The 22,534-nt window shown below is 70.8% G+C and carries 18 protein-coding genes; 11 read left to right on the top strand and 7 right to left on the bottom strand.

Annotated features, from left to right (window positions below; genetic code table 11):
• The first annotated feature begins 2 nt into the window (after positions 1–2).
• The 7 genes from NAM01S_RS27850 to NAM01S_RS27820 all read left to right on the top strand — a co-directional run bounded on the left by NAM01S_RS27850 (position 3) and on the right by NAM01S_RS27820 (position 8,191).
• Positions 3–1,793, top strand: coding sequence for an AfsR/SARP family transcriptional regulator (locus NAM01S_RS27850; RefSeq protein ID WP_067790846.1), 1,791 nt, complete (start codon positions 3–5; stop codon positions 1,791–1,793).
• A 750-nt stretch (positions 1,794–2,543) separates the two neighbouring features.
• Positions 2,544–3,770, top strand: a complete 1,227-nt coding sequence (locus tag NAM01S_RS27845; protein ID WP_067790844.1) for an AAA family ATPase — start codon at positions 2,544–2,546, stop codon at positions 3,768–3,770.
• A gap of 32 nt (positions 3,771–3,802) precedes the next feature.
• Positions 3,803–5,593 (top strand): VWA domain-containing protein, encoded by a 1,791-nt coding sequence (locus NAM01S_RS37000; protein ID WP_301318320.1) that lies wholly within the window; start codon positions 3,803–3,805, stop codon positions 5,591–5,593.
• 150 nt (positions 5,594–5,743) lie between these two features.
• Positions 5,744–6,067, top strand: coding sequence for a hypothetical protein (locus tag NAM01S_RS27835; RefSeq protein ID WP_067790842.1), 324 nt, complete (start codon positions 5,744–5,746; stop codon positions 6,065–6,067).
• A 52-nt stretch (positions 6,068–6,119) separates the two neighbouring features.
• Positions 6,120–6,461, top strand: a complete 342-nt coding sequence (locus tag NAM01S_RS27830) for a hypothetical protein (RefSeq protein WP_067790840.1) — start codon at positions 6,120–6,122, stop codon at positions 6,459–6,461.
• 379 nt (positions 6,462–6,840) lie between these two features.
• The gene (locus NAM01S_RS27825; protein ID WP_067790838.1) at positions 6,841–7,650 is read left to right on the top strand and encodes a hypothetical protein; all 810 of its coding nucleotides are present in this window, start codon (positions 6,841–6,843) and stop codon (positions 7,648–7,650) included.
• Positions 7,651–7,741: 91 nt separating this feature from the next.
• On the top strand, positions 7,742–8,191 hold the full coding sequence (locus NAM01S_RS27820) for a hypothetical protein (protein ID WP_067790836.1): 450 nt from the start codon (positions 7,742–7,744) through the stop codon (positions 8,189–8,191).
• A 92-nt stretch (positions 8,192–8,283) separates the two neighbouring features.
• Here NAM01S_RS27820 and NAM01S_RS36995 read toward each other — a convergent pair whose 3' ends face one another.
• From NAM01S_RS36995 to NAM01S_RS27790, 6 genes are all read right to left on the bottom strand, one after another.
• On the bottom strand, positions 8,284–9,726 hold the full coding sequence (locus tag NAM01S_RS36995) for a cutinase family protein (RefSeq protein WP_084483366.1): 1,443 nt from the start codon (positions 9,724–9,726) through the stop codon (positions 8,284–8,286).
• A 28-nt stretch (positions 9,727–9,754) separates the two neighbouring features.
• Positions 9,755–10,759, bottom strand: coding sequence for a C40 family peptidase (locus tag NAM01S_RS27810; RefSeq protein WP_067790832.1), 1,005 nt, complete (start codon positions 10,757–10,759; stop codon positions 9,755–9,757).
• A gap of 7 nt (positions 10,760–10,766) precedes the next feature.
• Positions 10,767–11,681: a replication-relaxation family protein gene (locus NAM01S_RS27805; protein WP_169810911.1), complete on the bottom strand. Its 915-nt coding sequence runs from the start codon at positions 11,679–11,681 to the stop codon at positions 10,767–10,769.
• A 120-nt stretch (positions 11,682–11,801) separates the two neighbouring features.
• A complete protein-coding gene (locus NAM01S_RS27800; protein ID WP_067790828.1) occupies positions 11,802–14,279 on the bottom strand; it encodes a type IV secretory system conjugative DNA transfer family protein in 2,478 nt (825 codons plus the stop codon).
• Entirely contained in the window at positions 14,276–15,283 is a 1,008-nt protein-coding gene (locus NAM01S_RS27795) for a TRM11 family SAM-dependent methyltransferase (RefSeq protein ID WP_067790826.1), read from the bottom strand. Before NAM01S_RS27795 ends, NAM01S_RS27800 begins: the two co-directional genes overlap by 4 nt.
• A gap of 49 nt (positions 15,284–15,332) precedes the next feature.
• The gene (locus tag NAM01S_RS27790) at positions 15,333–15,980 is read right to left on the bottom strand and encodes a hypothetical protein (RefSeq protein WP_157107948.1); all 648 of its coding nucleotides are present in this window, start codon (positions 15,978–15,980) and stop codon (positions 15,333–15,335) included.
• Between the two features lie 474 nt (positions 15,981–16,454).
• Between NAM01S_RS27790 and NAM01S_RS27785 the strand changes: the two genes are divergently transcribed.
• On the top strand, positions 16,455–17,396 hold the full coding sequence (locus NAM01S_RS27785) for a hypothetical protein (protein ID WP_157107947.1): 942 nt from the start codon (positions 16,455–16,457) through the stop codon (positions 17,394–17,396).
• The gene (locus tag NAM01S_RS27780; RefSeq protein WP_253799455.1) at positions 17,393–17,791 is read left to right on the top strand and encodes a pilin; all 399 of its coding nucleotides are present in this window, start codon (positions 17,393–17,395) and stop codon (positions 17,789–17,791) included. The genes NAM01S_RS27785 and NAM01S_RS27780 overlap by 4 nt, the downstream gene beginning before the upstream one ends.
• Here NAM01S_RS27780 and NAM01S_RS27775 read toward each other — a convergent pair.
• Complete coding sequence (locus NAM01S_RS27775; protein WP_157107946.1) at positions 17,778–18,134, bottom strand: hypothetical protein; 357 nt, start codon at positions 18,132–18,134, stop codon at positions 17,778–17,780. The genes NAM01S_RS27780 and NAM01S_RS27775 overlap by 14 nt on opposite strands.
• Positions 18,135–18,150: 16 nt before the next feature.
• Here NAM01S_RS27775 and NAM01S_RS27770 point away from each other — a divergent pair, with 16 nt between their 5' ends.
• Together NAM01S_RS27770 and NAM01S_RS27765 are read left to right on the top strand one after the other, a co-directional pair.
• Positions 18,151–19,665, top strand: a complete 1,515-nt coding sequence (locus NAM01S_RS27770) for a TrbL/VirB6 family protein (RefSeq protein ID WP_067790818.1) — start codon at positions 18,151–18,153, stop codon at positions 19,663–19,665.
• The gene (locus tag NAM01S_RS27765) at positions 19,662–22,517 is read left to right on the top strand and encodes a PrgI family protein (RefSeq protein WP_157107945.1); all 2,856 of its coding nucleotides are present in this window, start codon (positions 19,662–19,664) and stop codon (positions 22,515–22,517) included. The genes NAM01S_RS27770 and NAM01S_RS27765 overlap by 4 nt, the downstream gene beginning before the upstream one ends.
• Positions 22,518–22,534 lie beyond the last annotated feature (17 nt).

The following is a 22,534-nucleotide window of genomic DNA, read 5'->3' as shown; positions in this document are numbered from 1 at the left end:
GGATGAGGCCAGGCTCGCAGGCGCCACTACTGATCGCCGTCGCCGGACTGAGCCCCCGCGCCGGAACCACCACGACCACCGTCGCCCTCGCCCACACCTGGCCCGGCCCGGAAACCGCCCTCATCGTCGAAGCCGACCCCGCAGGCGGGCAGCTCGCCGACATGGTCGGCGCGGACCCGTATCTCGGGTTGGCGAGCCTGGCCCGCAGGACTACCCCCGGCGAGCCGATCACCCCGGATCTGCTGGCGCAGCACGCGCAGTTCCTGCCCGGCGGAGAGGCGCTACTGGCCGCGCCACCGCACCGCGACCCCGAACGCGCTGTCCCCGCCGCCGAACTTCTCACCGGCCGCTACGCGAACTGGCGGGGGCTCGGCGCGACCGTGCTCGCCGATTGTGGTGTCCCCGAGCCGGACTCGGCCCCGCACCCGGTCATCGCCGCCGCCGACGCCTGCCTGTTCGTCGTGCGTGCCGAGCACATCGACCCCGAGCCCGCTATCCGGCGCATCCGAGCCCTCACCCGCCACGGCCGCCCCCGGGGTGTCGTGCTCATCGGCGGCAGCCTCGACTACGCCACTGCCCTCGGTGTCCCGGTAGTGGGTACCCTGCCCGCCACCCGCGCCGGTGCTCAGGCGCTACTGGCAGGCCGCCGCGTCCGGCGGTCCTCGCAACTGCTCCCGCCTGCCCGGCTCATCACCACCGCCGTGCAACTCCAGCTCCGCGCCGAGGGCCGCCGCGAACGCCTCGCCCAGCAGCGCACACCCCGGGCTGTCCGCCAGGACCGCCCGAGCCGCCGTGATGACTCCGGGCCGAGGATCTACCGGATCGACCTGCCGCCGCCACCGCGCCCACCCGCGCCGGAGCCCGTAGTCGCCGAACCTCCGGTGCCCAGCGCGGGGCCACCGGCTCCCGAGCCTGTCCTCGCGAGCGAAGCCGAGGACGCCGGCCAGCTGGGCGAGGACGACCTCGCCGCGGCGGAGTCCAGCCCGGCCACCGCGCCGCCGGAGTTCGACTCGCCTGCCCTGTCGGTGTTCGTGTTCGGGGCGACGAGGGTCTTCTGGCGTGCGCCCGAGTCCGGTGAGCAGGTGGAGATCACGAGCCAGTTGCAGCCGCGCAGCCGCGAGATCGTGGCCCTGCTGGCACTGCACCCGGAGGGGTTGAGCCGATCTCGGTTGATCGATCTGATCTGGGGCGGGCATTCACCGGAGCGCTCGGCCGCGTTGAGCAATGCCCTCTCGCGGCTGCGAGCCTCGATCACGACGGCCACCGGCGGGCAGATCACCGGGGTGCTCATCGATGACCGGCTGCACTGCCGCCTGTCGGCGACCGCGGCGAGTGTCGACTACTGGGAGTTCCTCGCCGCTGTCGCCGCGCGCCGCCGCGCCAGCAGCGACACCGACCGCAGTGCCGCGTGCCGGGCCATCACCGGCATCGCCACCACCGACCTGGCCACCGACATCACCGGCTCCTGGATCGAACCGCTGCGCGAATCCGCGCGCCGCGACGCCCACAACGCGCTGGACTGGCTGGCCACCCACGACGCCGACCACGACCCCCGCACAACCCTCGGGCTGCTCGAGCTGACAGCCGAAACCGACCCCTACAACGAAACCGTCTGGCGCGACATCCTGCGCCAGCACGCACGCCTGGGCGAATACGCCGCTCTCGCCCGCACCTACACGCTCATGACCCGCAAACTCGGCGAGATCGGCGAAACCCCGAGCCGAGAAACCCGCGAACTCCTCGAACACCTCCGCCGAGGAGAAGACCACAATCCACTCCAGCCCGAACCCTGACTGGTCGGGCAGAAATCAACTACCCGTACACGCCTAAAAATGTGTAAACAGCGGGTAGTCTATTGCCGGGAATGGTCGAATTCGCTGCGGCCATTCGCCCTTAATCGGCGCTCCAATATTCGGGTCGCCCGACAGTGTTCTCCGAAATCTATCGAGTCGGATCGATTCGGAATCCCCGGAAATTCGCTCCCCGGAACTCTCTGCGAGTTCTGCCCGGTCGATACATGGGGAAATACGTGGGGAGATACGTGCGGAAATACGTGGGGCGGTCAAGTATCCCCACCTCTAGTCAGCATATCCGCAGGTAGTAGGCCGTATATCCGCGCGGATGACATCCAGGATTGTCTATATACAAAGCTATATAGACATGCGTCGCCGGTCCGTCGCCGCCCGCCTCCAGCATTCGGTTGGTGTCCTGTCTCCTGCTGCTCCGTCCGTCTTGTTCCCCTTACTTTCTTGTTCTTCTTTTATCTCTTTGTTGCCTTTTCATTCGTTTGGCTGGCCGCCTGTCGTCGGGGCGTGAGTATTGCTGTGCGCGTTTCATGTTCGTATTGCGCTGCGCGCCTCGCCGTTGTCCGGAAATTCCGGAAATTCGAGCCCTTTTAGGGTTGTGAGCCCGTTCGAGGTCGAGCTAGCGTCGACCCCGTTCCCGGAATTCGCCGGGAAATTCGCAGAAATCCGAATGGCGGCCCCGCCGCACCTGTGCCGGAAACGGCGCACGAATTCGGAACGGATTTTCAGGAGTTGCCAATGACCACCACACCCGCCACCGCCACCGCCGCACCGGCCGCCGGTCGCCTGCCGAACGGGGAATTGCGGCGCATGGTCGCCGGTGCGCTGGCCGCCGACCCGGGCCGCGAACTGTCGCCCCGTGAAATCGCCAAGGGTCTCAACCGGTCCTCCGGCGCTGTGGGCAACGCCCTCGAGGCGCTGACCGCCGCTGGGCACGCCGAACGGACCTCGGCCTCCCCCCGCCGCTACCGCGCCAACGCGAACACCGCCACCGCCGCCACAGCCCCGGCCGCCACCACCCCGGCCCCGGCCGCGCCTGCCGCCCCGGCGGCCCCCGCCGCCAGCAAGGCGACGAAACCGGCCCGCCGCCGGACCAAGAAGAACGCCACCCCCGCCGCCGCGCCTGCCACCCCGGCCACCCCGGCCGCCCCAGTGGCACAGGCGCGCACGGGCAACACGGTGGCCCGGCCGAACGGGCAGGACTACCACGTGCGGAAGTTGGCCGGGCGCGCCGATGTCGATGTGTTGCAGACCATGCGCGCGGCCGAGGTGCCGGTGCTGCTGTACGGGCCGCCCGGCACCGGGAAGACCTCGCTCATCGAGGCCGCCTACGGTGACCTGCTGACCGTGCAGGGCGACGGCGACACCACGGTCGCCGATTTCGTGGGCGAGTACACCCAGAACCCGGACGGCACTTTCGTTTTCGTGCACGGGCCGCTGGTCCGGGCCATGCGTGAGGGCCGGGTGCTGTTCATCGACGACGCGACCCTCATCCCGCCGACCGTGTTGTCGGTGGTGTACCCGGCCATGGACGGCCGCCGCGAGATCGTGATCAAAGCCCACGGCGGCGAGGTGGTCAAAGCCGAGCCGGGGTTCTTCGTGGTGGCCGGGCACAACCCGGGGGTGCACGGGGCCATCCTGTCCGACGCCCTCGCCTCGCGGTTCGCGTTCCAGGTGCAGGTGGGCAGCGACTACGACCTCGCTACCCAGCTCGGGGTGGAACGGCGGGCGGTGAAAGTGGCCTGGGAGCTGGCCGCCCGGCAGGAAAAGGGCGAGGTCGGGTGGGCACCGCAGCTGCGCGAGCTGCTCGCGTTCGCCAAGATCGCCGCCGCCACCGACCAGGCCACCGCCCTGGCCAACCTCGTCGGGGCCGCGCCGGAAGAGGACCGCGATGTCGTGGCCGCCGTGGTGAAAGACGTGTGCGGACGTAGCCACGCCCCCCTCGCCCTCGGCCCCCGCCTCTGACCACCCCGCCCAATCGAAAGGCACCCACTGCCATGACCGGCCACGTGATCACCTCCGCGCCCGCCACCGCCGCGCCCGCTACCCCGGGCACCGGCCCCACCGCCCCGGCCGCTACCGCCGCACCTGCCGCTGCTGCTGTGCCCGCCTCGGCATCGGTTCCGGTGATAGGTGGGTGGGCGAGTCTGTCGGCTGCGATGACGGCCGAGACCGCCCCGATCGCCGACCGTGACGGCCTGACCGTGTCCATCGCCCCCGGCGCGGCGTTCGGGAACCCGGCCGTGTTCGTACCGGGCCGCGCGGCCATCGAGATCGACGGCACCCGCCTGAAAATCGACCCCGCTACCGCCCACCCCGAACGCAACAGCGACCGCAACCGCTACCCGGTGGTGTGGGGCGTCCTGGTGCACGAATGCGCGCACGCCAAACATTCGGTGTGGGAGGCCCCGCTGGTGGCGCACCCGGGGGTGGTCGATGCCGCTTACCTGCTCGAGGAGTCCCGGATCGAGGCCGCCCAGATCCGCCGCCGCCCCGATGACCGGCATTGGTTGCGCGCCAGCGCCACCGAGATCTTGATCGGGGACAACGGCGGCGCGATCGCCGCCGCCCAGATACCGGCCACCCCCTACAACGCCGCCCGCAACGCCGCCCTCATCCTGGCCCGCCACGACGGCGGCATCCTCGACGCCGCCGAATGCGCGCCCGCCGCCACCGCGATCGAAGCCATCCTCGGCACCGACACCCTCGACAAGTTGCGCGCCATCTGGCGCGAGGCCCACACCGTTACCGACAACGACACCGCCGCCATGCTCGAGCTCGGGCAACAGTGGTTCGACCTCGTCGGCCCCGACCCCCACACCGACCCCGACCCGGCCTCGGTGCTGGGGGCGGCGATCGGGGCAACCGTGACCAACATCGGCAACGCGGTGGCCGCCTCCCCGGCGGCCCCCGACCCGGCCGAGATCGCCGCCGCCGAACGCGAGGCCGCCGAACAAGCGGCCGACGAGGCTGAAAAGCAGGCGCGCAAGGTGTTCGGCGACGGATCGGGCCGGGGCCGCACCGCGAGTCGAAGGAGGACCCGCTCGGCCCGTCCGGAAGAGCGCACCGCCGCGCGGGTGCTGGCCCGCGCCCTCAACACCGCCTCCACCCGCGAACGCGTCGCGGTGAAAACGACCTCGGCAGTGCCGCCGGGGCGGTTGCGGATGCGCGGCGCGCTCGCGCGTGAGGCGCAGCGCGCCGCCGGTGCGCTGCCGACCGCCAAGCCGTTCACCCGCACCACCCGCAAACCGGTTCCGGTGCCTCCGTTGCGGGTCGGTATCGCGTGCGACGTGTCCTCCTCGATGGCGGACTACGCCGCACCGGTGGCCTCGGCCGCGTGGATCATCGCCTACGCCGCCGAGCTGGCCACCATGGCCGCCGAAACCGCGACCGTAACATTCGGGGCCTCGGTCACACCGATCACCTACCCGGGCACCACCCCGGCGCGGGTTACCGAATTCAGTTGCCCGGATTACCAGCACGTCATCGGTTCCGCCGTCAACGCCCTCGACGGTGCCCTCGGATTGGCCCGGCCCGGCGCGACTCGGCTGCTGGTGATCATTTCCGACGGTTTCTACTACGGCACCGAACGCGGCAAGGCCCAGCGTCGTGTCGATGCGTTGCGCGCGGCCGGATGCGCGGTGTTGTGGCTGGCACCCAAGAACCCCGACCCCGACGCCGACGACCCGGCCCCCCTCGACGGGGTGACCGTGCACATGGTCTCAGACCTGGCCACCACCGCCGCCGCCATCGGGCGCGCCATCACTGCCGCCGTGCGCGCCGCCTAGCCGTTCCGTGTGCCCCGGGCGCGCCCGCGCCCGGGGCACACGGAACCGGGGGCCGCAACCACCTACCGCCCCGCCCCCACTGTCCCGCCCGAACACCAACCCGCCGAACACAACCCGCCCGAACGGGCAGCACCGACAGGAGCCGACACCATGACCGAGCCCGCGAGCACCACCCCAATTGCCACCACGGCCGCCTTGGACCCGATCTATGTGATCGCCAACGCCATCACCGGCGATCAGTTCGTCATCTACGCCCCCGGCCCCCACGACGAGCGCGGCATGTACACCGTGTCCCACGTGACCGGTGGCACGGGCGGGTACGCCGCCCCGCGCATTCACCTCGTGCACCCCGACGACATCGCCGCCTACGCCGCCGGTGCCGCCGAACGGATACGGCGGGGTGGTCACGGGCACGGGGTGAGCGTGTGGCTCGACCGCACCACCGGCCCCCTGCACGAGTGCCTGACTCGCTGAACCCGCCAGCGACAGAACCGACCCGCATCCCGAACCGCGAACAGGAGACCTGATGCGCCCGATGAAGAACACCCAGAGTCACGACGAGGAGGGCGTGATCAAACCCGAGGCCAAACTCAGCGGCAACGCCTACGTGATGGTGACGCCGCGCGACAGCGACGACCCCTACGGCCGGATCCTGCTGGTGTGGAATCCCCACCGCTGCAACCACGGCTACACCATCTGCCTCGAGTGCGCCGAAAGCTGGGAACTCGACCACGTCGTGCACTACGCGCTGACCGGCGGCGGACGACGGCTGCGCGAGGCCCTCGACGCGCAGGCCCCCGACGCTGACAGCACCCAGCACGCCGAGGCCGACTCCACCGAAACCGGTACCGGCGAAGCCGACTCGTAGCGGGCACGACCCGCGCGGGAGGCGGCGGTGTGCCAGAACCACACCAGCACAACACCACCGACCGGCCTCGTGCTCGGGTCTGTGTGCTCGCCCGCCGTGGCCCCGCGGGGAGGCCGCCAGCGCGAGTCGCCTTGCCTCGCGCAGATCGATGGCTGCGAGTCGAATTCCTCTCGTGCTGTTCGCATTCCGGAAATGGCCGAGGGGAATTCGGGGCCGGAGTGTTTTTCAGATTCCGCTTGACATCACACGCCCTATCGAGCGGTCATGGAAACCGGAAACGGCACCGACCCCCCGGGGGGAATCGCCCCGATCGGTGCGGGTTTCCGTCCCGACCGGGACATCACCGAATTCACCGAAACCCAATGTTGAAGGATCTCCCATGTCCAAGAAGAAGAACACCACCACCGCGCCCACGGCACCGGCCGCGCCCGCCCCGGAAACCACCGCGCCCGCCCCGGAAACCGGTTCGGGGGTGGCGGTGGTGCCCGTGCTGCGAAACGACACCGATCGGGCGTTGTGGGCGGCGCTGGGCACCCGTCCCGGTAGCACTACCGCCGCGCTGGCCGACGCGGCGGGCATAGGGGCGTCGACCGCCCGGCGTCTGTTGACGGGGTGGGAAACCGCCGGGGCCGTGCGGTCGGACACCGACCCCGCATCGTCCCGGGCCGCGAAGATCTGGACCGCCGGATCGGCCGCGCCCGAACCCGCCGCGCCCGTAGCCGCCGAACCGGAACCGGCCATCCCGGAACCGGCCGCGCCGGAATCGGTCAGCCCGGAACCGGCCGCGCCCGAACCCGCCGCGCCGGAACCCGTTTCGCCCGAACCGGCCGACCCCGCCGAGGTGGCAGCATCGGCCGACCGCGTGCCGGACAGTGCGCCGGAGACGGTGGTGGCTGCCCCCACGGGCGACGATCCTGCCACCCCGGCCCCGGGGGCCCCGGCCCCGGCCGGTGACGCGGTAGCGGCCGACGCGGAGTCGTCGGTGGAGCGGTTGCCCGCTGGCGCGTTGCGGGGACAGGTCGAGGATTTCCTGCGCGATCACCCAGGCGAGGAGTTCAGCCCGCACCAGATCGGCAAGGCGCTCGACCGGTCCAGCGGCGCGGTCCACAACGCCCTGGTCACCCTCACCAAGAGCGGGACCGCTCGCCAGACCAGCACGGCCCCCAAGAAATTCACCCTCGCCTCCTGAGACGGGGCGATGCCGGAATCCCCGGAGGACCTAACTCCGGGGAGTCCGACACCGCGCCACTCAATGTATCTCCTGAGAAAGGTGCTAGACCATGTACTCCACTCCCACCCCGGCCATTCTGGCGTCGTCCCTGCACAAGGTGTTCGCCGACTCCACCCACGCCCCTGACAGCCTCGCATTGTGGCTCAAGATCGCGGACGTGGCCGTGCGTGAGCTCAGCCTGCCCGTTTTCCCGGCGATGGTGCCGTGGGTGCCGGTGATGTTGCGCTACCGGCTCCACCGGACCGAGGGCGAGTTCTTCCCCCACACCGGTTCGCTGCGGATCATGACGGGGCCGCTGACCGGCACCACGTTCGCCGATCACGACGCCGCCGCCCGCGCGGTCGTCGCCGCGATCCCGGCCCCGGTGCGTGGACGCGCCGAGGAGGACACCAGTGACGACACCGAGATGATTCGGAAGGTGTTGCCGTCGTGGCGGTTCCGGTCGACCGGAGATCCCACCGCGTCCACCCCGCGCGCCCTATCCCCGCTCATCTCCTAGCCCGCCTACCTACTGAAACGGCCGGTGGTGCCGAGCAATTCGCTCGGCACCACCGGCCGTTTCGCTGTGCGCTGCCGGGGGCGGTGCGGCGGCTACTTCGTGCGGTCGATGGCCCCGACGATCCAGTCGTTCAGCACCGGCGCGGCGGTGTTGTAGCCGGTGGCGTCGAACGTGGCCGTGTCGCTGTTCTGGGGGGTCGGAACGGCGGTGCCGGTGGTGCCCGCCGTGCCCGTCCCGGTGGCGGTGGTGTAGGTCTGGGTCAGGGCGGAGAACTGGGTGCCGGTGAACGCGGTGGCGGTGGCGGAGAGGAGATCGGCGGCGATCGGTGCCAGCCCGGTCAGCGCCAGGACGGCCGCGACGGGGTCACCGGCGGCGAGGGTTTCCACGGCGGTCCAGGCGATCTCTTGGGCTTGGCCGATGTCGGTGGCGATGCGGGAGATGTCGAGTCCGGCCAGGACACCGACAATCTCGGCGGCGATCATGGCGACCCCGGTGGTGTCCAGCGGGGCGGCGATCGCCAGCGCGCGGGCCACCAGGCGCAGGTCGAGTCCCTCGGCCAACCGCACCAGGGGGTTGAACTGGTTGTTCAGGTCCCCGGAGAAGCGGTGCAGGCCACGCAGGTCCCCGGCAGTGAGCAGGCCCGGGAGCTGGGCGAGGTCGGCCACGATCGCGGGCACATTCGCGGTGAAGCTGGCCAGCCCGTTGAGGACGGTGACCACCTGGGCGAGTACCTGGGAGGCGCTGAGCTGCCCGGTCGAGGTGGTCGTGGCCGGTGCGGTCGTCGTGGTGGTCGGCACCTTCGCCGAGGTCGTTGGGGCGGTTGAGGTTTGCGTCGGGGCCGGGGTGGTCGTGGTCGAGGTGGCGGTGGCGAGGGCACGGGTGACCGCGGCGAGGACCGGTGACTCCTGCGTGCTGGTCGAGCAGTAGCTGTCGCCCTCGACGCACAGCGTGCGGACCCGGTCGGTCAGGTCGCCGAAGCTCTGCGAGCGCGGGCCGGTGATGCCTTGGCCGGAGACCGGGGTGCCGAGGTGGGTGGTGGCGGGGTCGCGGCGCGGGTCGGCCACGAGTGCGACGGCCGCCACGCGGGAGGCCGGGATCGGGCCCTTGTTGTTGCCGATGCTGGTGGCGAGGTCGCCGGTGACCTCGGCGCCCTGGCCGTAGCCGGCCAAAACGACTCGCGTGTCCGAGCACAGCCCGGAGACCGCCGCGGTGAGTTCGGGTCCGCTCACGGACCCGGCACCGTTCCCGGGCGGCGCGGCGAGCGTTCGGACCTCGATGTCGCTGCCGTAGCGGGCGGTCAGCGAGTCCCCGAGTTGGGTGAGGATCGCGGGCGTCGTCTGTCCGGTAGTGGGGGTTGTCTCGTAGGTGCCCGGTACCAGCAGCGCGGTCCAGCGCGGGCACTGCGTCCCGTTGCGGCCCGGTGTGGGTTCTGCGGCGGCGACACCGGCCGTCACGGTGGTCGCGGCGACGGCCGCGCACAATGCCATGTGGGCAGCGCTGCGGGTGCACGCGGATCGAATGTGGTTGTGGCGCATGAGCTTTCTCCGTTCGAGCGGTGGGCGATCAGGGGGTGGCGCGGGAGTCGTCGTGGGCGGGTGAGGGTCGGGTGGCGGTGTAGTAGTCGTCGCCTTCCCAGCGGTAGGGCGAGATCTGGACGGGCTCGTTGAAGGTGGGTGCGTGCACCATCTGGCCGCCGCCGAGGTAGATCCCGACGTGGTGGACGTCGCCGTCGGTGCTGTAGAACAGCAGGTCCCCGGGCGCGAGTTGGTCCTCGGAAACCGGTGTGCCGGTGTGGACCTGGTCGTAGGTGGTGCGCGGGATGGCGATTCCGGCCGACCGGTAGGCGGCTTGGGTGAGGCCGGAGCAGTCCCAGCCGCCATTGACCTCGGGCCCGTTGCCGCCCCACACGTACGGCAGGCCGAGCTGGGCGCAGGCGAAGGAGATCACCTGCGCGGCAGTCGGATTCGGTGGTGATGCGGTCTGGCAGTCGCCGCCGGAGGTGGTGTCGGTGGCGCGGTAGCGGGCGGCCTGGTCCAGGACGTCACGCACATACCAGTCGGCGTGGTTGTAGGCGAAGATCGCGCTGTACATGTCCTCGGGTGCACCGGAGTCGCACAGGTAGAACGCGGCAGCGTGGATGGCGTCGGAGGGGTTGTAGCGCGAGGGCGGGCTCGCACCACCGGCGGGCAGGGGATGCCGTGCGGTGACCGAGTCGAAGGTGGGGGCCAGGAACTGCATCGGCCCGCCAGCACCGGAGGCGTTCTCGCCGGAGGACACTCCCGGCAGGGTGGAGCGGCCGTGGTCGGTTTCGATCTTGCCGATCGCGGCGAGCACCGACCAGTCCAGCCCGGGGCAGTTCCCGGCGGCGGCTTGGTAGAGCACGAGCATTTCGGCCGGGATGTCCTGTTGGGCTTCGGTGCTCGGGGTCGAGCCGGTGCCGGTCGAGGCTTCCGGGGCGGGCGCGGTGAGTGCTTGGTCGAACACGACGACGGTGGTGACCACGGCCGCGATCACGACCGTGAGGAACACGAACCCCGCGCAGCCCGCTCCGAGTGTCTTGACCAGCATCGCTACCTCACCAGTGCTCGGAAGCCGGGGGACTCGGCGGCGGAGGGGCGAGGGCGACGGTTCCGCTCAGCGGTGCCCAGGTCGACGCTGGGTCGATGCTGTCTTCGGGTGGCGTCCGTCGCGGCCAGACAGTGCCGAGTTCGTGCAGGCGCCTGCGGCCGGAGTCGGTGTGCAACGGCAGCCACACCTGATCGGCCGGACTCTTCCCGGAGATCGAGCCGAGGAACTCGGCGGCGGCGGTAGCGACCGGTACCGCCTCGGGGTCGGGCAACCGCTCCCAGGCCCGGCGCAGAGCCACACGGGCATTGACCTCACGCGCGGTGGTCGGCACCCACAACAGGACCGGGACGATGACGCCGGTGGTTCGGGCAAGCTCGGCGAATCCGGTCAGCTTGGCCGCGACCCGAGGCAGGGAGGTGGTCCCGAGGTCGTATTCGAGGAAGAAGTCGAGCAGCCCCTCGCCGTGGGTGTAGCGGCCGTGGGCGTCGGGGCGTGCGAGATCGCCCCAGAGTCGTTGGCAACGGGTCTGCGACCACCACCGCGACACCCGCGCACCGTTGGAGGGGTGGGTGGTGAGGGCGGTGAACCACTCGTTCACGCCGAGGGTGTGGGTCAGGTGCAGGCTGTGGGCGACCGAGAGCGTGGTTTGGTGGTTGTAGCCGAGCTCGCGCACGCTCACGCCTGCTTCCGCGGCGAGGATCGAGGCTCCGGCGGGGGCGAGGGTCCAGTGGTAGGGGGCGGTGCCACGAGTTCGCATGGGCCGGAACCGGTCCAGGACCCGGTAGGTGTGCAGGATCGCCAGGCGGCGGCGGGCGATCTTGGCGGTCGGGAACGCCAGGTCGGCGAGGTGGTCGGTGGTCAGGACCCGGTGCTCGTAGACCATGCGCAGAATCCAGCGGTCGCGCCCGGTCAACGCACGCACCACCGAGCTCTTTTCCGGGCTGGTAGTAGGTGACCAGGGCGGGCGGGGCGTACGGGTATCGGCTTGCCTGTCGGGACGGGAAATCATCGGTACGGGAGCCTTTCTCGGGAGTAGCCGGGGTTAGAGCAGTGGCGAGTCGGGGGGTTGCGCCGTGAGGCGGGCCTGGGAGGCGGCGGCGATCTCGCGGGCGCGGCCCGGGATCGGCGGGTCCAGCGGCCGGGTGGTGAGGGTGAAGGGGCGGGCGTTGCGGCCGTCGACGAGCAGGCGGGCGGCGGCGTGGAAGGCGTCGAGGTGAGACAAGTCGTGCTCGGACAGCCACGGGTCGGTGTGACGGGCCAGATCCCGGGCGTCATCAGGCGACACGGCGAAGATCACCTTGTTGCGGGCATTGGCCGAGATGCCGTCGCGCAACTCGCGCGAGAGCTGGCCGAGGTTCTGATGCGCCAGCAGCAACGACAGCCGCAGTCCCCGGGCCTCGGCGAGCATGTCCTCGATCGGCGTCGACAGGTTGAGGAAGTTCTGCGCCTCGTCCAACACGAGGGCGGCGTCGGGCCGGTCGGCGGCGGGCACCCGAGCCCGCGCGGTCACCGCCTGCCACGTCCGCGCCACCAGCAGCGACCCGACCAGACGCGAGGTTTCCTCTCCGAGCGAGCCTTTCGGCAGCCTGGCCAGGCAGATGCCGCCGTTGTCGAGGATGTCGGCGAACTCAACCGTCGAGGGGCCGCCCGCGATGGCCGAGCGCACGAACGGACGCAGCAGGAACGCTCTGAGTTTGTTCAGCAGCGGTCCGGTGAGCTGGGCTCGGCCGGTATCGGAGAGGGTTTCGTAGCTGTCCCAGAACCCCCGCAGGACTGGGTCTTTCGCGGTCCGGGTAACGCGGGCACGGAACGCGGGCTCGGTAAGTAGGCGCGGCAGATCCGCCAGGGTGGCGGTGCCTGGTTGGGCGCACAGGGTGAGCAGGCTGGCGCGCATGATGTCGTCGGTGCGCGGCCCCCACCACTGGTGGAAGATCCGGTGAAAGACCGTCACGAGGTTGTCGACGGCGAGATCCATTCCGGCGCGCCCGATCCGGCCGATATCGAGCGGGTTCACACACGGTGGTGGGGCCGGTGAGTCGGCGTCGAACAGCGTGACTCGGTCGCCCATACGAGAGGGCAACCGCGACAACACGTCGGTGACCAGGTCGCCCTTCGGGTCGATCACGATCACCCCGCGCCCGGCGTCGGCGTCATCGAGGATCGTGCGGGCCAACAATGTTGATTTGCCGACGCCGGTGGGGCCGAGGATGTGCAGGTGGTGGCGGGCGTCGGAGATCTTGACCGCGACCGGGCGCCGAGTTCCGGTGTCGGCCATCCCCAGCGGTTTCGTGTGTTCCCCGCCCACGGGAATCTCCGGGGCCGGGGACAGGGCGCGGGCTCCGGCGCGTTGCAGGCCGGGTAGCCCGTCGTCGGTGGGCAGATGCGCGATCGTCGCCAGTTCGGGCACCGACAACACATCCCCGCGCCCGAGACGCCGCTGCCGGATCAACCGCTCTAGGCGCAGGCGACGCCGACGCCGGTAGTAGTTGTGATCGGTGCACGCCCCGAACACCGTGGCGAGCGCGTCGGCGCGACCGCGCGCCACCGCTCGCGCCTGCGCTATCGGCACGATGTCGTCGGGGTCGGTGGAGACCGGAATCGAGGCGGCGTAGCGCACAACGGTCTCCCAGTGCGCCCCTCGCGCTTTGGCCGCTGCCGCGCGGGCGGCGGCACTGTATTCCAGGGAGGTTTGGCGGTCGCTGGCCCGCGCGTTTCTCACCCCAGCGGCGGTGTGGGAGACGTGGGCGGTGCTCGTGCCGGGAGTGAGCAGGTTGAGGGCCTCGCGCAGCAGCCCTGCCACGACGCCAGCGCGGGTGCTGGTGCTCGCCGCGGCGCGGGTGGCTTGCGCGACGCGGCGGCCGGTGACCGGACGCGCCAGGATCTGCACGCAGACGGCCTGCCCGGGGGCGAGGTCGTCGGCGGCGGTGATCAGGTTGCGCACCAGATCACCGGAGTGATCGGTACTCAACGGCAACCCTTCGCGGCGGCCGAGCCGCAACTCGCCCCCGGCCAAGACCCGCCGCACGCCCTTCACCGGGCCGGGTAGCGGGGGCAGGGCGGGTTCTAGGGTGTCGGTGTGCGCGCCGGGCCACGCCGAGGCGATGGCGCGTTCGATGAGACCGGGTGGGATCGCGCCGGGCACCCAGAGCCGGATCCCGGCCCCCTCCTCGGGTGTGACGGTGTACTCGAACCCCAGATGCGGCTGCCCCAACAGGACTCGCGCCCAGGCGGGCCGCAACTGACCGATGAGGTGAGCCCAGAAGGCGAGTGCGCCTTTGGCGTCGACCTCGGGTGGGGTGAGGACGATGATGTGGCGAGCACGTGCACTCAGCCGGCGCCGACGCCACCGAGCCAGAATCCGTACCGCGGCGAGCACCCCGGGCACGGCCAGGACCACGACGAGCCCATCACCAGTCGAGAGCATGCGTTCGGGCGCGTCGGTCAGATCGCGCAGGGCCGAGCCGGGCGCGAGAAGCGCCCGGCCCAGCCACCCCTGCTCGGGGTCCTGCGCGGTCGTCACGCGGCCACCGATCCCGGGCCCATGGCATCGGGCGTCGGCAAGGTCGCCGACGCGCCGAAGGGGAAACGCCCACTCGCACGGCGGCGCTCGGACACGGCGGTGATGGCCTCGGGCTTGCGCAGGATGACGACGTCCTCGTGGGCGATGAGGTGAATCGGCAGCCCGGCGGCCCGCTGCTTGACGACGAAGTCGCGCTGGAAGAACGAGCTGCGGGCGACGAGTTCGCCCTCGGACAGACGGCCCAGCAGTGCCACGCACCGCTCCACCGGCACGAGCCCGGCCAGCTCGCCGCAGGTGTAGAGGTGGCTGGGCAGGGGCACCAGCTCGGCGTGCTGACGCCACGGCCGCGCGGTGATCACGACATGTCCACCGGGAGAGAGGTAGTCGGCGGCACCGGCCAGGATCTTGGTGAACCCGGACAACAACCGGCCGAGGCCGACGTTGGCGAGGTTGCCCCGGTCGAGGACCTGGCCGTAGCGGTGGTTGGACTTGAGGACCGGCTGGGTGCGGTTGGCACGCACGTGGCCGTGCAAGCTGTCGCCGTAGGGCGGCGAGGTGATCACCAGGCTCGCCTGGCCGCGCAGCTCGGCCGGGATCAGGTCGCCCAGCTTACGGGCGTCCCCGTGGTAGACGGCGGCGTCGAGATCGATGCCCGCCTCGCGAGCCAGCTCGATGTTGGTGCGCGCCAGCTCCGCCCAGCGCGACTCGTATTCGACGCCGACCGCGCGGCGGCCCAGATGCAGCGACTCGACCAGGGTGGTGCCGATCCCGCACATCGGATCCAGCACGAGGTCCCCGGGGCGGGTGTAGGCGGCGACGGCATGCTGCACGATGGCGGGGAACATCTTGGCCGGGTGGGCGGTGCTGTCGGGGTGGTAACGGCCGCGCCGCTGCGCGGTCGGCGTGTTCTGGGCCGTCGCCCACACCGACACCGGCGCGGCGGCCGAACCGGTCTGTGCGGGGATCGCGGAGTCGAGGTTGGTGGCATTGGCGTCGAGGGTCATCCGGTGTCCTTCGCTGGAGAGATTCGGGCGGGGCGAGGGGCGTGTGGGGTCAGCCATGGGCGGGCTGGAGGAAGACGAAGACGTCGGTGTGCGCGACCCAGTGGCGCGTGTTGCCGGAGGGAGCCGGGTCGGCGGGCGCGGCGGTGATGGTGGAGCCGCGCACGGGTGCTGCGATGATGTGCTGGAGGTAGAGCAGATCGGCGGCCTGGGCGGCGGCCACGACAGACCCGGCGGGGTCGTGCAGGACGCCGGACTCGCTATGGCGGCAGCGCGAGAGAACGACCAGCAAACCGCCCATCGCCAGCACCTCGGTCGCGAGCGCGGTGACGTGCTCGGCGGCGGCGACCGGGTCGAGGTGCTCGGCGAGCAGGCTGGCGATCACCAGATCCACCGGCTCCTCGGAGCGGTTGCGGTTGGTGGGGGCGTCAAGGCCCTGGCGGTCCAGATCGCCGATCGCGGCGAGCGCTTCGGCGGTGTCGGGCTCGATGATCCGCAGCGCGCCCCGGGCGGTGGGCCTGGGCCAGCCGAGGAGCATCACCCGCGAGGCCGGTTCGGAGAACTCGGCGATCGTGTGGGCCAGGACCGGGCCGGGCCAGCGGTCGTCGGGATCGAGCGGCTCGGGACCGAGCGCCCACAGGGTCGAGGGGACCCGCACGGCGGCGGAGGTGGAACGGGGTCGGCGGGAGCTAGCGGTCATGACGGCCTCCTGGAGCGAGAGAGCGGTGTGTACTCGCTTACTTCCGCCAAAAAGCCGATTTCGGGACACGGCAATCCAACAATTTTTCTGAGAATTTCCTGAGCCGGAAATTGCGGGCCGGAATGCCGTTCGACGCAAGGGGTGGTCAAAATTTTTCGAGAAACTTTTCAACCGGTTGCCCATGCGACAAGAGGACCTATCCGCACCCTATCTGAAACATATCCAAGTCATATCCTGGACCTATCCGTACATTCCCATCCGCTGGTAACAGCGCCAACACTCGCGTGGTCGCCTCGGGTGATGGAGGGGGCGTCGATCCGGTAGCGTGATATTCGCCAGCTCGGCCAGGATGTGACTTGAATATGTTTCGGATAGGTTTTGGGTGTGGTTTGGATAGGGTTTGGATGCGTTTCGGATAGGGGTGTTCGGTGTCCTTGTGAGGTCGGAAGTTTTGATCGATCAAGGAGATCTGTGGTGACGAATACACACGTCGCGAAATATGGGGGACCGGTCGAAAAGTCGGGCTCGCCGCTGGCCGTGATGCGGTCCGGTTTCGAGAAGATCGCCGCCGAGGCGCTGCCCACCGATCCGCGCCCAGTGCCGACACCGCAGGCCGCCCCCGCCGGTCCGGTGCGGACGTGGGGACAGCTGCGCGAGCGGCTGTGGGACTCAGCGACGCCGATGGCCGAGGTCGACGCGATCTGGGTGTGGCTGCTCGATAGGGTCCGCGCCGAGGCCGAGGCCGAGGCCGAGGACGCGATGCTCGTGTGCGCCGGACTGGCCGCGCCGATGCTGTCGCGGACCATCAACGAGTACGCGACATCGAGTAACACCGCGCGCCACGACATCGAGTCCGAAGTGCTGACCGCCTTCCTGGGGCACCTCGTGCGCGTCGGCTTGGACGAGCCGGGCGTGTGGCATCGGCTGCGGTGGGGTGCCTACCGCGCCATGCTCAAGGCGGCATACCAGCAGCAAACCGGCGCGACGGTGGTCGGAGACCTCGATCGCGACCTCGCCCCGCTCGGTGGGCGGGTGCAGGCGATCGCGGCCGGGCCGGGCCACCCCGAGACAGTCCTGGCGCAGGCCGTGGCCGCTGGAGTGATCTCGCAAGAGGCGGCCGAACTGATCGCGGCCTCGCGATGGGAGGGGCGATCGCTGACCGCGCTGGCGGCCGAGCGCGGGGTGTCGCTGTGGAAGCTCCGCAAGGCGCGCCCCCGCGCCGAGCGCGCGCTGCTGGCGTGGCTGAGCGACCGCCTCCGGGACGTCGATCCGGAGCGGACGAGCACAGTCGAGGCCGAGGCGGTCACCGCCCTCGCGCCGCCCGCCCGGTCACCGCGGCGAGGTCGCCGGCCGAACCGGCACTCCGCGGCGCCGGTGCAGGCGAGCACCGAGCACGGGCGGGAGGCTGCGGCATGAACGCGCACCACCTCAGCCAGGTGCAGGCTTCGATTCGACAGCTGGTGCTGCGACGCCGGTGGCCGAGGATCCTCGCGGCGCTGGGCTCCACCGTGGCGCTGCTGGTGCTCGAGGCCGGATTGGCGTCGGCCGCACCGCCGGACACGGAAGTGCTGGCAATCGCCTCGTCGCTGGGTGAGGTGATCGACAACGCGCGCAACTGGATCGTGGGGATCCTCGCCGGGCTGGCGACCCTGTTCTTGACCATCGCCGGTGCCCGCTATCTGCTCGGCGGCGGCGATCCCAGTGAGATCGAAAAGGCCAAGACCGCGTTCCGCGCCGCGTGCCTCGGCTACGCGCTGGCGATGCTGGCACCGGTGATCGTCGCCGTGCTCCGATCCATCATCGGAGCCTGACCGTGAACACCTCGGCACAGGCCCCACCCGCAGTTGTCCCCGTCCAGTACTCACGAGCCGCGCGCACCGCTGCCGCCGCCGCAGCGGCGGTGCTCGCCGCGGTCCTGATCGCGCTCACCGGCGCTGGCGGTGCCACCGCCCAGCCCGCGACACCGACTGTGCCGGTGACCCCGACACCGGCCACACCCGCCCCGACAACCACACCCCCGACCACGACGACTCCGCCGAGCCGGTGGGTGACCCCGCCCTCCACCACCGCCCCTGCCTCGCCCGCCCCGGCCACACCCGGCACGACGACCCCGACGCCTGGATCCGGTTCGGGGTCGGCCGAGTGTGGGGTCACCAACATCGACGGTTGCGTGGAGAACGCGATCGACGGGTTCTTCCAACGGATCGTCGAGTCCGCGCTCAACCCGCTGCTCGAGCTGCTGTCGGAAACCTTGCTCACGACACCGGAACCGGGGCAGATACCGGAGATCGGGGCGCTGTGGAACCAGTCCTGGCAGATCGTCACCGCCCTCTACGTGCTGGTGGTGATGGCGGCCGGGGTGCTGCTGATGGCGCGCGAGACCCTGCAGACCCAATACTCGATCCGCGAGCTCGCGCCCCGGCTGGTGGTCGGGTTCGTCACTGGGGGACTGAGCATGATGATCGCCACGGCGGCGATCGGGTTCGCCAACGCCCTCGCAGGTGCGGTGGCCGGAGACGGTGTCGACTCCGCCTCGGCCGCCGATGCCCTGGCCGAGCTCGCAGGGACCCCCCAGAGCCACGGCTTTTTCCTGCTGCTGCACCTGGCGTTGGTGGTGATGCTGCTCGTGCTGCTCATCAGCTACGTCATCCGTGTCTCGATCACGATCGTGCTGATCGTGGCGGCACCGCTGGCGTTGATGTGTCACGCACTGCCCGGCATCGACGGCGTCGCCCGCTGGTGGTGGCGTTCGTTCGTCGCCTGCCTGGCGATCCAAGTCGTGCAATCCCTGACGCTGGTGACCGTGCTGCGGGTATTGCTCGCCCCAGGCGGATGGCACCTCTTCGGCCCGGACGCCAACGAGATCGCCGACCTCACCGTCGCTTTGGCGCTGATGTACGTGCTGATCAAAACCCCGTTCTGGCTGCTGTCGGTCCTCAACATCGGGCAAGGCCGCAGCTTCGCCGGGTCGATCGCGCGGGGCTTCCTCGCCTACAAAACCCTCGGACTGCTCAAAGGAGCCACCTCGAGCAGCGCCCGCACCGCCGCCTCGGCGACACCGGCCCGGCGCGCCCCACGACCCGCCCGCGCCCCGCGAACACCGCGCACCGCCACCGCCGGACCTCCCGACCCGTATGCGCGGGCGCGCTCGACACGCGACGGACAGCTCATGCTGCCCCTGGAAGGAGTGCGCCGCGTCGCGCGGCAACCCAGCCCGACACCAGCCGACCCGACCGATACCACGCCCCGTCGCCCGCCCCGGACGCCGCGTGGACGGCAACTCGCGTTCGACTTCACCCCGCCGGACCCATACCGGGGCATCCGGGCCGGGGTCGGAGGCCAGTACCCGCTCCCGATCCCGGTGCGCCGGGTCCGGCCCACACCGGCACCGGTCCCGCCACCGGAACGCCCCGGCCCCCGGCGGCGGCCCGAACAGCTCGCCTTCGATTTCACTGAACCCGCCCCCGTCGATCCCTACGCGCGTCTTCGGCCGAACCGTAGCGGCCAGTATCCGCTGCCGTTCCCGGTGACCCGGGTCAAACCCGTTCCGCCGCCACCGAACCCACCACAGCCACCCGCGCCCCCGCCGTCGCGGGCAGCGGGGCGGCAGCTGCATCTGCCCATGCCCGACTTGCCCGTGCGCCGCCGCGCGCCACGCGCCCCGAGAGGAGGCACCCTGCTATGAGCACCATCGTGCGCATCCCCGCCGACGTCGACCGCTCCGACCGCATCCTGGGCCCGTTCACCGCCCGCCAGCTCGCCGTCCTCGCCACGGCGGCCCTGCTGCTGTACTCGGCCTGGACCGCGACCAGGACTGTGATCGCCCCGATGGTGTTCGCCGCCGTCGCGGCCCCGGTGTTCGTCGTGGTCGCTGTCGCGGTCCTAACCCGCCGCGACGGGCTGTCGGCCGACCTGCTGCTCGTGGCCGCGATCCGCCACCGCTTCCGCCCACGCCACCTCGTCCGATCACGCGGAAGCACCCGGACCGAGGCACCGCGCTGGATCGCCGCCCGCGCCAATCGATCCAGGCCCCGCCCGCCCGTCCCCACCGAGTTGTCCGCGAGTCAGGTCCGCCTGCCCGAGTCGGTGTCGAACAGCGGCAGCGGTGCTGTGGGGGTGATCGACCTCGGCGCCGACGGGCTCGCTGTCGTCGCGGTCGCCGGAACCCTCAACCTCTCGCTGCGGACCCCGGCCGAGCAGGACAGCCTCGTCGGGCAGCTCGCGGGCTGGCTACACACCTTGCGCCAGCCGGTGCAGATTCTGGTGCGCTCGGCGCGCCTGGACCTGACCGAGCACATCACCGGCCTGCACACCGCCGCCGAGCAGATGTCACCCGACCTCGCCGCTGCAGCCCTCGATCACGCCGATCACCTCGCCGAGCTGACCGCACGCGAGGACCCGGTCCACCGGCAGGTACTGCTGATCTGGCGCGAACAGCGCGAACAGACCGAGACCCTGGCCGCCACCGGGTTGCGTGCCAGGCTGCCCGGCAGGAGCCGGGCACGGCGGGCGTTGACCGGTGGTGCGCGCCGGGCGGCCGAGTCCCGGCTCTTGCGTCGGATGAACGAGGCCGCCGATGTGCTGGCACCGCTGGGTATCTCGGTCACCGCCCTCGATGACGCGGCGGCCACCGCCGTCCTGACCAGCTGCACCAACCCCGAGGGCCTCGTCTCGGCCGCTGCCGACATCGCCGCCTCCGACGCGATCATCACCACCGATCCCCAAGTCCGGATACCCGACCCGTTCATCGGCGAGGGCCTCGACCGGTTCGCGCCGGAATCGCTCACGATCGGCACCCGGCATCTGGAGATCGGGTCGGACTGGACCGCGACCCTCGCGGTCACCGGCTACCCACGAGAAGTGACCGCTGGCTGGCTCGCGCCCCTGCTCTCGCATCCCGGCCGGGTCGAGGTCGCGGTGCACATCGACCCCATCGACCCGGCCACCGCCGCCACCCGCCTGCGCCGCCAGCAAGCCCGCCTCGAATCCTCCCGCATGCACGACGTCAGCCGGGGCCGCCTCACCGACCCGCAAGTCGATGTCGCCGTCGAAGACGCCGCCGACCTGTCCGCCCGCGTCGCCCGCGCCGAAGCGCGCCTGTTCCGGGTCGGGGTGTATCTGAGCGTGCACGCCGACACCGAGGCCGAACTGGCCGACGAGGTCGCCGCCGTCCGCGCCCTGGCGGCGAGCTTGCTCGTGGACACCTGCACCCTGTCCTACCGCGCCGCCCAAGCTTGGGCCACCACCCTGCCACTCGGGCTCGATCTCATCCGGGTTCAGCGGACCTTCGACACCACCGCCCTCGCCGCGGCATTCCCCTTCGACTCCCCACAACTTCCCGCACCAGACCCCGCCCAGGCCACCCGCCCCCACGGCGTCCTCTACGGCCGCGACGCCGCCTCGGGATTGCTGTTCGTGGACCGATTCTCCCCCGAAGCCCACAACCACAACCTCGTCATCCTCGGCCGCAGCGGCGCGGGCAAGTCGTATCTGGTCAAGACCGAGATCCTGCGCTCGCTCTATCGCGGCATCGAACAGGTCGTCATCGACCCCGAGGACGAATACCGCCGCCTCGCCGCAGCGGTCGGCGGCACCCACATCCGACTCGGCACCGCCGAGGGGCGACTCAACCCGTTCGACCTGGAAATCCACACCCGCCCCGACGGTCACCGCACCGCCCCCACCGACGCCCTCACCCGCCGGAAACTCTTCCTGCACACCCTCATCCACGTCCTGCTCGGCGACCAGAACCCCGCGCTGCGGGCAGCATTGGACACCGCCCTGGCGGCCACCTACGCCGCTGCCGGAATCACCGACGATCCCGCCACCTGGACCCGACCAGCGCCGACGCTGAGCGGGCTCCGTGACCAACTCGGCAGGCTCGCCACACCCGCCGCCGGGGAGTTGGCCGCCGCCCTGCACCCGTTCGTCGGTGACGGGGCCTACGCCGGACTGCTGGACGGGCCTACCACCACCCACCCCGAGGGCGGGCTGATCGTGTTCTCCCTGCGCGAGCTACCCGAGGAGTTGAAGACCATCGGGACCCTGCTGGTGCTGGACGCGACATGGCGGCGAGTGTCGAGCCCAGCCAATCGACGGCCCCGCATGATCACCGTGGACGAGGCGTGGCTGCTCATGCGCCAACCCGCCGCAGCCGAATTCCTGTTCCGGGCCGCGAAGAGTTTCCGCAAACACTGGGCCGGACTCACCATCGCCACCCAAGACAGCGCCGATGTCCTGTCCACCGAACTCGGGCGCGCCATCGTCTCCAACGCCGCCACCCAAATCCTGCTACGCCAAGCCCCACAAGCCATCGACGAGGTCGCCGCCGCGTTCCGACTCTCCGAAGGCGAACAACAATTCCTGCTCTCCGCGGCACGCGGCAGCGGCCTGCTCGCGGTCGGGGGCACCGACCGGGCAGTGTTCGGGTCGCTGGCCTCACCCACCGAGAACGCGCTCATCACCACGAGTCCGAAGTTCGCCGATTCTTTCGGGAATCCCGACGAGAACTTCAGCATGGTGGAGGTGGCGTCGTGAGCCGCGAAGCTCGAAGT

Source organism: Nocardia amikacinitolerans NBRC 108937, from assembly GCF_001612615.1.
Taxonomy (GTDB): domain Bacteria; phylum Actinomycetota; class Actinomycetes; order Mycobacteriales; family Mycobacteriaceae; genus Nocardia; species Nocardia amikacinitolerans.
The sequence above is the reverse complement of the archived record's forward strand: the minus strand, read 5'-3'. Positions and strand labels throughout refer to the sequence as shown.

What these genes read in the sequence shown, in the direction of transcription:
- NAM01S_RS27835 (WP_067790842.1), top strand. Translation starts at nt 5,744, where the DNA reads ATGACCGAGCCCGCGAGCACCACCCCAATTGCCACCACGGCCGCCTTG.
- NAM01S_RS27820 (WP_067790836.1), top strand. Translation starts at nt 7,742, where the DNA reads ATGTACTCCACTCCCACCCCGGCCATTCTGGCGTCGTCCCTGCACAAG.
- NAM01S_RS27810 (WP_067790832.1), bottom strand. Translation starts at nt 10,759, where the DNA reads ATGCTGGTCAAGACACTCGGAGCGGGCTGCGCGGGGTTCGTGTTCCTC.
- NAM01S_RS27780 (WP_253799455.1), top strand. Translation starts at nt 17,393, where the DNA reads ATGAACGCGCACCACCTCAGCCAGGTGCAGGCTTCGATTCGACAGCTG.
- NAM01S_RS27795 (WP_067790826.1), bottom strand. Translation starts at nt 15,283, where the DNA reads ATGACCCTCGACGCCAATGCCACCAACCTCGACTCCGCGATCCCCGCA.
- NAM01S_RS27790 (WP_157107948.1), bottom strand. Translation starts at nt 15,980, where the DNA reads ATGACCGCTAGCTCCCGCCGACCCCGTTCCACCTCCGCCGCCGTGCGG.
- NAM01S_RS27850 (WP_067790846.1), top strand. Translation starts at nt 3, where the DNA reads ATGAGGCCAGGCTCGCAGGCGCCACTACTGATCGCCGTCGCCGGACTG.
- NAM01S_RS37000 (WP_301318320.1), top strand. Translation starts at nt 3,803, where the DNA reads ATGACCGGCCACGTGATCACCTCCGCGCCCGCCACCGCCGCGCCCGCT.
- NAM01S_RS27845 (WP_067790844.1), top strand. Translation starts at nt 2,544, where the DNA reads ATGACCACCACACCCGCCACCGCCACCGCCGCACCGGCCGCCGGTCGC.
- NAM01S_RS27825 (WP_067790838.1), top strand. Translation starts at nt 6,841, where the DNA reads ATGTCCAAGAAGAAGAACACCACCACCGCGCCCACGGCACCGGCCGCG.
- NAM01S_RS27765 (WP_157107945.1), top strand. Translation starts at nt 19,662, where the DNA reads ATGAGCACCATCGTGCGCATCCCCGCCGACGTCGACCGCTCCGACCGC.
- NAM01S_RS36995 (WP_084483366.1), bottom strand. Translation starts at nt 9,726, where the DNA reads ATGCGCCACAACCACATTCGATCCGCGTGCACCCGCAGCGCTGCCCAC.
- NAM01S_RS27830 (WP_067790840.1), top strand. Translation starts at nt 6,120, where the DNA reads ATGCGCCCGATGAAGAACACCCAGAGTCACGACGAGGAGGGCGTGATC.